General features: G+C 67.8%; 12 protein-coding genes. 3 read left to right on the top strand and 9 right to left on the bottom strand.

Features of this window, described 5'->3' with window-relative positions; translation table 11 throughout:
* Positions 1 to 19: 19 nt before the first annotated feature.
* Positions 20 to 913, bottom strand: a complete 894-nt coding sequence (locus AL346_RS20905) for a LysR family transcriptional regulator (protein ID WP_019404492.1) — start codon at positions 911 to 913, stop codon at positions 20 to 22.
* Positions 914 to 1,063: 150 nt separating this feature from the next.
* On the opposite strand from AL346_RS20905, the gene ampC reads away from it, so the two are divergent.
* The gene (ampC, locus tag AL346_RS20900) at positions 1,064 to 2,236 is read left to right on the top strand and encodes a class C beta-lactamase (RefSeq protein WP_050996766.1); all 1,173 of its coding nucleotides are present in this window, start codon (positions 1,064 to 1,066) and stop codon (positions 2,234 to 2,236) included.
* 64 nt (positions 2,237 to 2,300) lie between these two features.
* Here ampC and AL346_RS20895 read toward each other — a convergent pair whose 3' ends face one another.
* From AL346_RS20895 to AL346_RS20860, 8 genes are all read right to left on the bottom strand, one after another.
* Entirely contained in the window at positions 2,301 to 2,654 is a 354-nt protein-coding gene (locus tag AL346_RS20895; protein ID WP_019404490.1) for a cytochrome C oxidase subunit IV family protein, read from the bottom strand.
* 10 nt (positions 2,655 to 2,664) lie between these two features.
* Positions 2,665 to 3,381 (bottom strand): heme-copper oxidase subunit III family protein, encoded by a 717-nt coding sequence (locus AL346_RS20890; RefSeq protein ID WP_019404489.1) that lies wholly within the window; start codon positions 3,379 to 3,381, stop codon positions 2,665 to 2,667.
* A gap of 12 nt (positions 3,382 to 3,393) precedes the next feature.
* The gene (locus AL346_RS20885) at positions 3,394 to 4,092 is read right to left on the bottom strand and encodes a cytochrome c oxidase subunit 3 (protein ID WP_019404488.1); all 699 of its coding nucleotides are present in this window, start codon (positions 4,090 to 4,092) and stop codon (positions 3,394 to 3,396) included.
* Positions 4,089 to 5,879, bottom strand: coding sequence for a cytochrome c oxidase subunit I (gene ctaD / locus AL346_RS20880; RefSeq protein ID WP_019404487.1), 1,791 nt, complete (start codon positions 5,877 to 5,879; stop codon positions 4,089 to 4,091). Before ctaD ends, AL346_RS20885 begins: the two co-directional genes overlap by 4 nt.
* A 45-nt stretch (positions 5,880 to 5,924) precedes the next feature.
* A complete protein-coding gene (locus AL346_RS20875) occupies positions 5,925 to 6,746 on the bottom strand; it encodes a cytochrome c oxidase subunit II (RefSeq protein ID WP_053194111.1) in 822 nt (273 codons plus the stop codon).
* A gap of 49 nt (positions 6,747 to 6,795) precedes the next feature.
* Positions 6,796 to 7,173 carry a cytochrome c family protein gene (locus AL346_RS20870; protein WP_019404485.1) on the bottom strand — a complete coding sequence of 126 codons (378 nt, stop codon included), beginning with the start codon at positions 7,171 to 7,173 and terminating at the stop codon, positions 6,796 to 6,798.
* 553 nt (positions 7,174 to 7,726) lie between these two features.
* Positions 7,727 to 8,989 (bottom strand): glycosyltransferase, encoded by a 1,263-nt coding sequence (locus tag AL346_RS20865; RefSeq protein WP_019404484.1) that lies wholly within the window; start codon positions 8,987 to 8,989, stop codon positions 7,727 to 7,729.
* Positions 8,990 to 8,994: 5 nt separating this feature from the next.
* Complete coding sequence (locus AL346_RS20860) at positions 8,995 to 9,486, bottom strand: MarR family transcriptional regulator (protein ID WP_040405528.1); 492 nt, start codon at positions 9,484 to 9,486, stop codon at positions 8,995 to 8,997.
* A gap of 332 nt (positions 9,487 to 9,818) precedes the next feature.
* Here AL346_RS20860 and AL346_RS20855 point away from each other — a divergent pair, with 332 nt between their 5' ends.
* Positions 9,819 to 11,582, top strand: coding sequence for a type I secretion system permease/ATPase (locus tag AL346_RS20855; RefSeq protein ID WP_019404482.1), 1,764 nt, complete (start codon positions 9,819 to 9,821; stop codon positions 11,580 to 11,582).
* Positions 11,579 to 12,988 (top strand): HlyD family type I secretion periplasmic adaptor subunit, encoded by a 1,410-nt coding sequence (locus AL346_RS20850; protein ID WP_019404481.1) that lies wholly within the window; start codon positions 11,579 to 11,581, stop codon positions 12,986 to 12,988. The genes AL346_RS20855 and AL346_RS20850 overlap by 4 nt, the downstream gene beginning before the upstream one ends.
* Positions 12,989 to 13,018: the final 30 nt, after the last annotated feature.

Here is a 13,018-nt window from a genome sequence, read left to right as displayed (position 1 = left end):
CGGCGCAAGCCGGCCCTTTTCATTCGGGGGCCGGTTTTTCCTCGCCGATTTCGTCGAGCAGCCAGTTGCGGAAGGCCGCCATGGCCGCCGTGTCGCCGCGCGACTGCAGCCGCGTCAGCCAGTAGCGCCCGGTCGTCACCGTGACGGGGAACGGCTGCCGCAGGGCACCCGTGTCGAGGTGACGCGCGAACATGAGCGGCGGGGCGAGCGCGATGCCGAAGCCCTGCAGGGCGGCTTCCATCATGGCGAGGGAAGAATCGAAGACGACGCTCTCGGGCAGCGCCGGCCCGGCCTTGACGCCCACGGCGGCAAACCATTGCGGCCATTCATCGCTGCGGTAGGAGCGCAGCAGCCGGTGCGCAAGCACATCCTCGGGTTTCCCGAGCCGGCCTGCGATCTCGTGGGTGCACAGCACGGACAAAGGCGCTTCCAGCAGCGGCAGGGCGTCGATGCCGTGCCAGGCGCCCTGGCCGAAGCGGATGGCATAGTCGAGCCCCTCGGCCGCGATGTCGACGCGGTTGTTGTTGGTCGACAGGCGCAGGTCGACGAAGGCATGGCGGGCGTGGAAGGCGGCAAGGCGCGGCAGCAGCCAGCCGACCGCGAAGGTCCCCACCGCGCCGACGGTCAGCACTTCACGCCCGCCGCCGCCCTCGAAGCGTTCGAGCGCGACGGCGATCCGGTCGAACGAGCCTTGGAGCACCGGCAGGAGGGCCTCGCCTTCGCTCGTCAGCATCAGGCCGCGCGGCAGCCGGGTGAAGAGCGCGGCATTGAGCTGGGCCTCGAGGCTCTTGACCTGATGGCTGACGGCGGCCTGCGTGACGCGCAGCTCGATGGCGGCCTTCGTGAAGCTCAGATGGCGCGCGGAGGCCTCGAAGGCGCGCAGGGCATTCAGCGGCATGTAGCGGCGGACCATCGCAGCCCCAAATTTTCTAATGCCTCCGTTGAGATATCCTCGTTTGCGGGAGGCGGGCAGGGGATTGTAGTTCAGTTGTCGAACGCATGTATCGCCGCATTTAAGTCGGATGACGGCGGCCGGGAAGTGCGATCGGCAGGAGATTCGCTCATGGAAAGAAATTGTGTCGTATCGTTATCGCTGCTATGCGCGTCTCTCTTCTTTTCGTCTGTGGGCGCAAAAGCCGAAGAGGCGGATCATAGCCGCCTGAAGTCCATCGTCGACGCTGCAATCCGGCCGATCATGAAGGAACATGCCGTTCCCGGCATGGCCGTCGGCCTCACGGTGGACGGGAAGCATTACTTTTTCAACTATGGCGTCGCTTCGAAGGAGAGCGGGCGGCCGGTGACCGAGACGACGCTGTTCGAGGTCGGCTCCGTCAGCAAGCTGTTCACGGGGCTCGTGGGCGCCTATGGCGCGGTGACGGGCGAGGTCTCGCTGACAGCCTCGGCGAGCAGCTATATGCCGGCGCTCAAGGGCTCCAGCTTCGACGGCATCACCCTGCTGCAGCTCGGCACCTATACGGCCGGTGGCCTGCCGCTACAGTTTCCGCGCGAGGTCAGGGACGAGGCCGGCATGGTCTCCTACTACCGCAACTGGAAGCCGGCCTATGCCGCCGGGGCGCACCGGGTCTATTCGAACCCCAGCATCGGCCTCTTCGGCCATCTCGCCGCCGCCGGCATGGGCCGGCCGTTCGAGGACATCCTCGAGGACACGATTTTTCCCGGGCTCGGCCTGACGAACACCTATGTCCGCGTCCCGGACGCGCGCATGGACGATTACGCCTTCGGCTACACGAAGGACGGCAAGCCCATCCGCGTCAATCTCGGGGTGCTGGGAGCCGAGGCCTATGGCGTGCGGACGGGTTCCGCCGACCTCCTCACGTTCCTCGACGCCAATGTCGACATGCCGAAGGACGAGCGCCTGCGCCAGGCGATCGCCGGCACGCACACCGGCTATGTCCGCATCGGCGCCATGACGCAGGGCCTCGGCTGGGAGACGTATGACTATCCGGTGCCGCTCGACGTGCTGCTTGCCGGCAATTCGCCGGAGATCAGCGGCAAGCCGAATGCCGCCGCCTGGATCGATCCGCCCGCTCCGCCGCGGCGTGACGCGCTCCTCAACAAGACCGGGGCGACGAACGGCTTCGGTGCTTATGTCGCCGTCATCCCGGCCGAGCGCCTGGGCATCGTGCTCCTCGCGAACCGCGCCTATCCCATTCCCGCCCGTATCCGCGCCGCCCACGCCATCCTGAGCGCCGTGGCGGGCGGGGCGACGAGATAAGCCGGGAAGGAGACGAGGTGCGCCTGTCCGGCGGATGCCAGGAGGGCTTCCGCCGGCAGTGCTCCTATGAGGCCCCCTGCGTGAAGAAGGCGAGCCGCGTCAGGAGCGTGTAGTCCGCTTCGACCGCCATGGCGGCGAGGAAGGCGAGGACGGCCCCGATCGGCACGAGGATGGCATAGACGAGGGCGAGCCGCTCCCACGCCATGTGCATGAAGACGGCGACGATGAGCCCCGCCTTCAGCATCATGAAGGTCAGGATCAGCGTGTAGCGCAGCGCCCCCGTGAGGTGGAAGTAGTCCACGAGATAGGAGAAGGCGCTGAGCACGAAAAGCCAGCCCCAGACGACGAGATAGAGCCGAATGGGGTGGGCCTTGACGACGATGCGGTGGGCCGTGTCGCTGTGGGCGATCTCGCTCATGGCGTCCTCCTCACCACAGGTAGAAGAAGGCAAAGATGAAGACCCAGACGAGATCGACGAAGTGCCAGTAGAGGCCCATGATCTCGACGGCTTCGTAGCGTCCCTTGCGGCCCGTGAAGAAGCCCGGCCGTCCGTGGTCGAAATCGCCGCGGATGACCTTGCGGGCGACGATCAGCAGGAAGATGACGCCGATGGTCACGTGCGTGCCGTGGAAGCCCGTGATCATGAAGAAGGTGGAGCCGAACTGCGCCGCCCCCCACGGGTTGCCCCAGGGCCTGACGCCCTCGCTGATGAGCTTCGTCCATTCGAAGGCCTGCATGCCGACGAAGGCGGCACCGAGGAGGGCGGTCACCACGAGCAGCGCCGCCGTCGGCCGCCGCTGGCGGCGGTAGCCGTAATTGACCGCCATCGCCATGGTGCCGCTGCTCGAGATGAGCACGAAGGTCATGATGGCGATGAGGATGAGCGGCAGGTGCTGCCCGGCGATTTCGAGGGCGAAGACCTCGCTGGCATTGGGCCATGGCTCGGCGGTCGACATGCGCGCGGTCATGTAGCCGATGAGGAAGGTGCCGAAGATGAAGGTGTCGCTGAGGAGGAAGATCCACATCATGGCCTTCCCCCACGACACGTTGCGGAAGGCGCGCTGATCGGCGGAGAAGTCGGTGACGATCGTGGCAAGGCCGCTCTCGGGTTCCCGGGTGCGGTGCTCGGTGAACGCGGTGTCCATCGCGCCTTCCTTTCACGACAGCAGCTGGCGGCAGACGGCGAGGAAATCCCCCGCCCAGCCGGTGATGACGGCGAAGAGGACGAGCCAGACGAGGCCGAGGAAATGCCAGTAGAGCGCACAGAGCTCGACGGGCAGCTGTGCCGTCGCGGTATCGGGGCTGCGCCAGAGCTTCACCGTCACGGCGACGAGCGCCACGAGCCCGCCGAGGATATGCGCGCCGTGCAGGCCCGTGAGCACGTAGAAGAAGGAATTGGCGGCATTGTCCGCCAGCCGGTAGCCCGAGCCAACGAGCTCGTCCCAGGCGATGAGCTGGCCGCCGAGGAAGGCTGAGCCGAAGCCCGTGGCGGCGAGGAGCCCGTCGAGCGCGCGCTCCTTCTCGCCGCGCCGGGCCGAGCGGACGGCCCAGACGAGGGCGGCGCTGGCGAGGAGGATGAGCAGGGTCGTCAGCCACAGGATGCGCGGCACCGGCAGGGCTGACCAGTCGGCCAGCTGCATGCGCATGGTGTAGGCGCTGAGGAAAAGCGAGAACAGGGCGCCGACGACGGCGAGGAAGACGCCGAGCCCCACCTTGGCGGCCGGCATGTGCGCGAGACCGCCGGTGTCCTCGACGATACCGGTCGCGAGCCACGGCCGGCTCATCAGCCGCTGGCCGGAGAGCCACCAGGCGGCGAGCGCGGCGAGGAGGACGAGGAAGGCGACGGCCGCCGTCACGACATGCCTCCCGATGCAGGTCGGGCCCCCAACGGCACCGCCTCCGGCGGCATGTTCTGGGGAATGAAGTCCTGGGCGACGCCGGGCACGTTGTAATCATAGGCCCAGCGATAGACCGCGGGCTGCTCCTTGCCCCAGTTGCCGTGCGGCGGCGGCGTCTCGGGCGTCTGCCATTCGAGGCTCGTCGCCCGCCACGGATTGCCGCCGGCCTCGCGGCCATGCCGGATGCTCCAGATGAGGTTGAACAGGAAGAGGAGCTGCGCCGCCCCGACGATGAGGGCAAGGACAGTGATATAGGCGTTGAGCATCTGCGCCGAAGCGGGGAAGAAGCTGGCCTCGCCCATCTCGTGGTAGCGCCGCGGCACGCCGAGGAGCCCGAGATAATGCATGGGGAAGAAGATGGCGTAGGTGCCGAGGAAGGTGATCCAGAAGTGCAGCTTGCCGAGCGCCTCGTTCATCATCCGCCCGGTCACCTTGGGATACCAGTGGTAGATGGCGCCGAAGATGACGAGCACGGGCGCGATCCCCATCACCATGTGGAAATGCGCCACGACGAACATGGTGTCCGACAGGGGCACGTCGACGACGACATTGCCGAGGAAGAGCCCCGACAGGCCGCCGTTGACGAAGGTGACGATGAAGCCGAGGGCGAAGAGCATCGGCACGGTGAGGTGGATGTCGCCGCGCCACAGGGTCAGGATCCAGTTGTAGACCTTGATCGCCGTCGGCACGGCGATGATGAGGGTCGTCGTGGCGAAGAAGAAGCCGAACCACGGGTTCATGCCGCTGACGTACATGTGGTGCGCCCAGACGACGAAGCTGAGCGCGCCGATGGCGAGGATGGCCCACACCATCATGCGGTAGCCGAAGATGTTGCGCCGCGCGTGGGTGGCGATGAGGTCGGAGACGATGCCGAAGGCCGGCAGGGCGACGATGTAGACCTCCGGATGGCCGAAGAACCAGAACAGGTGCTGGAAGAGGATGGGGCTGCCGCCGCCGTAGTCGAGCCGCGTGCCGAGCTCGATGAGCGAGGGCATGAAGAAGCTGGTGCCGAAGAGCTTGTCGAACAGCATCATCACCGAGGCGACGAACAGAGCCGGGAAGGCGAGCAGCGCCATCACGCTCGCCGTGAAGATGCCCCAGACCGTCAGCGGCATGCGCATCAGCGTCATGCCCCGGGTGCGCCCCTGCAGCACGGTGACCACGTAGTTGAGGCCGCCCATGGTGAAGCCGGCGATGAAGACGATGAGCGAGACGAGCATCAGGATGATGCCGCTCTCCTGGCCGGGCGTGCCGGAGAGGATCGCCTGCGGCGGATAGAGCGTCCAGCCCGCCCCGGTCGGCCCGCCGGGGGCGAAGAAGCTGGCGAGGAGGATGACGACGGCGAGCAGGTAGAACCAGTAGCTCAGCATGTTGGCGTAGGGGAAGACCATGTCCCGCGCGCCGACCATGAGCGGGATGAGGTAATTGCCGAAGCCGCCGAGGAGCACCGCCGTGAGCACGTAGACGATCATCATCATGCCGTGCATGGTGATGAGCTGGTAATAGGCGGCGGCGTCGATGAAGGCGAAGGTGCCGGGAAAGCCGAGCTGCAGGCGCATCAGCCATGACAGGAAGAGCGCGATGAAGCCGATCACCAGCGCCGTCACCGTGTACTGGATGGAAATGGTCTTCGCGTCCTGGCTGAAGACATATCTCGTCAGCCAGCTGTGCGGATGGGGGAGGGAGAGGTCCTCCACCTCGGTCGTTGCGGTTTCTGCCACCCTGTCGAGGGGAACGTCGGCCATCGCTTCAGCCCTCCGCCCTTGCCCGGCCGCCGCGCGGCCGGCATCTCACCGCTCGGCCATCACCGGCACCGTCCGCTGCGCCGTCGGGCGCGCCGGCTGCTGCTGCTCCAGCCAGGCGCGGTAGTCGCTCTCCTCGGCCACCACGACGAAGCCGCGCATGAAGGCGTGGCCGACGCCGCACATCTCGGCGCACAGCACCTCGAAGGTGCCGGTACGCGTCGGCGTCAGCCAGAAATAGGTCACCATGCCCGGGATGAGGTCCATCTTGGCGCGGAACTCGGGCACGTAGAAATCATGCAGCACGTCGAGCGAGCGCAGGACGGCCTTCACCGGCCGGCCGATCGGCAGGTGCAGCTCGCCGCCCTGCACCATGATGTCGTCCGCCCCGCGCGGGTCGTCCGGGTCGAGGCCGAGCGGGTTGTCGTCCGAGATGTGGCGGATGGCCGTGGCGCCCAGCCTGCCGTCGGGCCCCGGCAGGCGATAGCTCCACTGCCATTGCTGCGCGACGATCTCCACCTCGTCGGCATCGGGCGGCACGGTGATGAACTGGCGCCAGACGTAGAGGCCGGGCGCCAGCATGGCTGCGACGCCGATGGCGGTGCCGACCGTGAGCCACCATTCGAGGCGCTTGTTCTCCGGCTCGTAGAGCACGTCGGCCTGCTGTGGCCGGTGGCGGTAGCGCCAGACGCACCAGGCCATGAAGAGGACGACGGCGACGAAGACGAGGCCGGTGATCCAGAAGGTGATGGTGATGGTGTGGTCGATGTAGCTCCAGTTGGAGGCGATCGGCGTCCACCACCACGGGCTCAGGAGATGGAACACCACCGAGCCGATGGCGATGATGAACAAGGCGAGAGCAACGTACATGGCTCCTTCACCTCGCAGGTTCCGTCGGGCGCCCCGAGGCGCCGCGTGGCTAATGCGTCAGCGCGACGGGGGCCTCGTCGAAGCTGTGCAGATAGGCGATGAGGTCCTTGATCTTCTGCTCGTCCTTCACCCCGGCGAAGACCATCTTGGTGCCGGGGATCTTCTCGCGCGGGTTGCGGATGTATTCCGTGAAGGTTTCTTCCGTCCAGGTGATGTCGGCGCCTTTGTTCGCCGCCGAGTATTGGAAGCCCTCGACCATGCCGGTCTTGCGCCGGAAGAGGCCGTTGAGCACCGGCCCGACGGCGTTGCGCGCATTGGGGCCGACCTGGTGGCAGGCCTTGCACTGGGCGAAGACGCGCTCGCCGGCCGCCGCGTCCTGGGCCGCCGCGACATCCGAGAGAGCGATCGATGCGCCAAGGGCTGCCAAGAACGTCAGGACCGCACGCGGCAGACCTCGTGCAAGGGCCGAGGCTTCACACCGCCCGGTGGCTCGCCGTGCCATATCCGTCCCTCCCGAACCGTGGTTCGAGACGTCGCAGCCCCCTTGCCGCCGGACATCTACACTGCCGGCAGCATCGAGACCTGCCGCGACCCGTAGGAATAGAAGTATAGACTGAAGAAGCCGGCGAGGACAAACGGTTCGACTACCGGTCTCCCAAGAGGCGCGCCGGAGCCGTGGTGCGTGCGTCTGTCGACAGCGGCCAGCGTGCTGGCGACGCGGTCGGTCCCCTGCGGGACGTGGCCCTTTCACGAGGTGGCGGACGGCGTGCCGGAAGCGATCCGCACCTCCGCTCCGGGCTGTTACGAGGGGCGTCGCCCCCTGCACGGTCCCCGAGGCGCAGGCCTGCCAGCGCGGTGCATGGCGCCGTGGCTGTTCTTCGTGGTGATTCCCCAGCGAAGACTACGGGCCGGTGATCGTCGACGACCTAGCACCGACGACGACCTGGCGCGAATCGGCCGGCGAGAACGGCGAGCGGCTGCTACGCTTTCGGATAGCGGCGTGCCTGGGGCTGGCGCGCCACACGGCGCAAGGCCGCCCGTTCCACCAGCGTCTCGATGAGCCGTATCTGGCGGGGCAGGCACTGCTCGAGCGCGAATCGCATCGCCACCGTCGCCCGGGCCGCTGTCCTGAGCGGTGCGAGGGCCCGCCCGCGAGCGAGCGCTGCGACGATGGTCTCGGCCTGCGCCTCCTCGTCGAAGAAATCGACCAGGAGCCCGTTGCGCCCGTGCGCGAGCACTTCCCGCACCGGCGCGGTGGCGGAGCCGATGACGAGGCAGCCGCAGGCCATCGCCTCCAGGAAGGACCACGACAGCACGAAGGGATAGGTGAGGTAGACGTGCGCCGCCGAGATCTGGAACAGGCGCACGAGCGCCGCATGGGGGATGCGCCCCAGGAAGACGATGCGCTCGGGCGCGAGGCCCGTTTCCTCCATCATCGCTTCCCGCCAGGAGCGGCCATCGTCCCGCGCGCGGCCATAGCTGATGCCGTCGCCCCCGGCGACGACGAAGAGGGCCGTGGGATGGCGCGCGGCGACGCGCGCGGCGGCCCGCATGAACTGGGGAAAACCGCGATAGGGCTCGAGATCCCGTGCAACGAAGGTCACGACGGGGTCGCCCTCGGCGATGACGCGGCCGTCGGGCAGCCGCATCCGTGCGCCGGCCTGCGGGCGACAGAGCGCCATGTCGACGCCGTCGTGGCAGACCGCGATGCGCCGGCGCAGCTCGGCGGGATATTGGTGGCGCTGCCAGCGGGTGGGGCTGAGGCCGGCCTCGATCGCCTCCATGGTGAGGAGCTGCGCCGAATTGCGCATGCGCAGGCGCATGCGGTCCTCGAGCGCGGGCTCTTCACCCGGCGCAAAACCCACGTCGCTGCCCTCGCCGCGGTAGAAGAACTCGCAATAGCCGAGCATCGGCGTCCGCGGCAGCACGTCCTTGGCGAAGAGCAGGCCGCCCCAGCCGATGTGCCCGATGACGATCGCCGGCGGGCCGCTGCGCTGGTTGAGGTTGTCGAGCACCGCGGCGACCTGCGTGCCGGTGCGCACGTGCAGGTCGGTCGCGAGGAGATGACGGTGCGGCGTCGCGGCCCGGTGGCCCTCCGTCATGTAGCGCACGATGGCGATGTGCGAGGGGCGTTGCTCCGCCCGCTCGCAGACAAATGTGATGTCCCACCCCTCGGCCGCCATGCGGTGGACGAGGTGGCCGAACTGCCCCGGGAAGTGCCGGTGGACGAAGACGGCCCGCATCGCCGTCAGGCGATGCGCGCTTCGCCCGACCTCAGGGCGTCGGTCCAGGTGTGCTCGATTCGGCGCAGGGTGCGGAACGTGACCTCGAGGTCACGCAGCTCCGCGTCGTCCCGGACCACCAGCCGGTGGTAGCCTTCGTCGACGCCGCGCACCAGCTCGCAGAGCTGGCGGCCCTTGTCGGACAGGCGGATGCGCGCGGACCGGCGGTCGCGCACCGACGCGCTGCGCTCGACATAGCCGGCTTCGACCAGCCGCTTGAGATTGTAGGAGGCGTTCGAACCCAGGTAGTAGCCGCGGTCGATGAGGTCGCGCACCGACAGGTCGTCCGGCCCGATGGTGAACAGCATCATCACCTGGGCGGGGCTGAGGTCGTCGGCCCCGATTCGCATGAGGTCGACGCGGAACAGGTCGAGATAGCGGCGGTGCAGCCGCTCGATGCAGCGAACCAGCTCGAGGTGCGCCACCGAGCCGGCATCGGCCACCTCCTCCCGGGGCATTGAGCCGGGAAAATAGGCTTTGTGCCCGTTGGTCGGCATGGCTGTCAAAGCGGTCATCTCATTGGCAGTTTTGTGTTCCATGCTGGTTCCCGTCGCATCGCTGCAGTTTTAGATCGATTTTCGAACTATCCTTGCAGCGTTTTCCCAGTTTATTAGACCTGTCCAACCGAGTCGCCGGCGGTCTTTATATCATTATAACGTTACAATGCATGCGATTCTTCCGCGACAGCAAAGTCTTCGTTGCGGAGAGGCATGCGTCGACACATTCTTGCACGAATTTTCGGGCAAAAGTGAGGGAATGGTCGAAGCCATTCGTCCGGAGCGGTATACGCATGAAAAACACCACGAGGCCGGCCAGCGCCGCGGACCTCATCCACCAGGGCCAGAAGACGTTCTTCGTGGGCCTCGTCTATGCCGGCCTTCTCAGCGGCATCATCAACATGCTGCAGCTGATCGTGCCGCTGTTCATGCTTCAGGTGCATGACAGGGTGGTCAACAGCCAGAGTCTCGACACGCTGGTGATGCTCATGATCATCGCCGGCATCGGGCTCGTCCTCTTCGGCGTTCTCGATTACATCCGCTCGCTCACCTTCCAGGTGATGGGCGGAACGTTGGTGCGCCGGCTCAACCTGCCGGTGCTGCAGGCGGCCATCTCGGCCTCCGTGGGCCGGGGTGGCGTGCGCGCCAGCCAGGCGATTCGCGACCTCAACGACATCCGGTCCTTCCTCACCGGCAGCGCGATCGGCGTGCCGCTCGAAGTGATCTGGTGCCCCATCTTCCTTGCCGTGCTGTTCGCCCTGCATCCGCTTTACGGCATCCTCGCCATCATATCGGCGGCGATTCTCGTCGTGCTCAGCCTGGTGTCGGACTTCCTCACCCGGCGCGCCCTGAAACGCGCCAGCGAATCGTCGGTCGAGAACATCAGCGAGATCAGCGCCAGCCTGCGCCACGCCGAGGCGATCGAGGCGATGGGGATGCTGCCGGCGCTGGCGCGGCGCTGGCGCGGCGCGCAGGTCAGGACGCTCGATCTTCTGGACACGGCCGCGCGCCGGGGGCGGGCCATCCATTCCGTCACCCGCACGTGCCGCTACATGATGCAGATCGCCGTGCTGTCCGTCGGTGCGACGCTCGTCATCGAGCAGGAGGTCAGCCCCGGCTCCATGATCGCGGCCAGCATCATCACGGGCCGCCTGCTGCTGCCTCTCGACACGATGGTGGACGGATGGCGCAGCTGGGTCTTCGCCATCGCAGCCTGGAAGCGGGTGCGGGAGCTCCTGGAGAAGCAGACGCCCGTGCGCGACACGACGCCGACCCCGCGCACCGAGGGCGACCTGCTCGTCGACCGCCTCGTCTATGCGCCGCCCGGATCCGACGTGCCGGTGCTGAAGGGGGTGTCCTTCGCCCTCTCGCCCGGTGAGATCCTCGGCGTGGTCGGGCCGTCCGCGGCCGGCAAGTCGACGCTCGCGCGGCTCCTCGTCGGCGTCTTCAAGCCGACCGCCGGCGGCGTCTATCTCGACGGCCACAACGTGTTCCTGTGGGAGCGCGGGTCCTTCGGCGAGATGGTCGGCTACCTGCCGCAGAACGTCTCGCTGCTCGATGGCACCATCCGCGAGAACATCGCCCGCATGGGTGAGGCGGACCCGCGCCGCGTCCTCGAGGCGGCGCGCCTTGCGGACGTGCACGACATGATCGGGCGGCTGCCGCTCGGCTACGACACGCCGCTCGGGGACGGTGGCTTTGCCCTCTCGGGCGGCCAGCGCCAGCGCATCGGCCTTGCCCGCGCCCTCTACGGGGAGCCGCGCCTCATCGTGCTCGACGAGCCCAACGCCAATCTCGACGCCGAAGGCGAGCAGGCGTTGATGCGCGGCATCGTGGCAGCGAAGCAGCGCGGAGCCATCGTCGTGCTCATCGCGCACCGTCCCTCGATCATGCAGGTCGCCGACAAGCTGCTCGTTCTGCAGGACGGCCGCGTCAGCCAGTTCGGTCCTCGCACGTCGATCGTGGCCAGCATCCACCCGGCCGACAAGCCGGCCGCGGCAGTCGCGGACGGCGGGGGCCGCGTCGCCGCGCTCGCGGGTTCCGGGAGGCCGGCATGAAGAAAGACATCGAGATCGTCGCGCCGGAGACGCGCGAGGCCGCGCGTCAGCGGGCCAACGAGCGCCGCCTGGAGGCCGCGCCTGCGCAGAACTGGGCCGAGCGCTACGAGGCGGACGGGCCGCCCACGCCAACGCTGCGCGGTCCTGTCATCGCGGGGCTGGTGGCCGTCTTCCTCGGCCTCGGCAGCTTCGTGGGCTGGGCCTTCTCGGCCCAGCTCGACAGCGCCGCCGTCGCGACGGCGACGGTCATCGTCGATTCGAAGCGCAAGACGGTGAGCCATCTCGAGGGCGGCATCCTCAAGCAGCTGCTGGTCCACGAGGGCGAGACCGTCAAGGCCGGCCAGCCGCTGGTGCGCCTCGACGATACGCGGGCCCGCGCCGATTATGCCGCCCTCGACGCCAAGCGCATCGGCCTCGAGGCGCGCCTCGTGCGCCTGCGGGCGGAACAGGCGCGGTCCGACGACCTCGTCTTCCCCGAGGCCTTCGAGACGTCGCCGAGCCCGATCGCTCGCGAGGTCGTGCGGGCGGAGCGCAACGTCTTCAGGGCGCGCCGCGAGATGTTCGACCGGAAGGTCGACATCCAGAGGAAAACCATCGAGCAGCAGGAGGCGGAGCTGGCCGCGATCCGTGCCCAGACCGAGGCCAACACCCGCCAGCGGGAGCTGCTGGACCGTGAGTTGCAGGCGATCGCGACCCTGGTCGAGAAGGGCTATGCGCCCCGTCCGCGCCTGACCGAGCTGCAGACGCGCGAGAGCGAGCTTGCCGGGCGCGCCGGAGAGCTCGTGGCCCGCAAGGCCAAGGCCGAGCAGGCCAAGGCCGCGGCCGAGCTGGAGATCCTGTCGCTCGAGACGGATTTCCAGCAGCAGGTGGCGGCCGACCTGCAGCAGGCGCAGCTCGAGCTCGCCGACACGACGGAGCGCATGCATTCCGCCAAGGACGTACTGGAGCGCGTCGCGGTGCTGGCGCCCGAGGACGGGATCGTCACCGACATCCGCATGCGCACTCCCGGCGGCGTCATCGCCGCGGGCCAGGCGATCCTCGATCTCGTGCCCGATCAGGAGCGGCTCATCGTCGAGGCGAAGGTCAGCCTGCGCGACATCGATTCCGTGCATGTCGGGGCGCCGGTGCGGGTGCGCCTCCTCGCCTACAACCACCGCAGCCAGGCGCCGCTCGACGGTCGCCTCATCTATCTGTCGGCCGACCAGCAGGTCGACGAACGCAATCAGGCCGCCTTCTATGTCGTACGTGCGGAGATCCTGCCGGAGAGCCTCGCGGCCAATCCGTCGGTGCGGCTCTATCCCGGCATGCCGGCGGAGATCCTCGTCATCAACAAGCCGCGGCTCGCCGTCGACTATCTCCTGGCGCCGATCACCGAGAGCTTCAACCGCGCCTTCCGCGAAGAATAGCCGGCATCGGAGCCGGCAGCGTTCCGGTGG

Origin of the sequence: Chelatococcus sp. CO-6 (assembly GCF_001271345.1) — a bacterium.
Taxonomy (GTDB): Bacteria; Pseudomonadota; Alphaproteobacteria; order Rhizobiales; family Beijerinckiaceae; genus Chelatococcus_A; species Chelatococcus_A caeni.
Note: the sequence above shows the minus strand (reverse complement) of the source record. Positions and strands in the feature narration are given on the sequence as shown.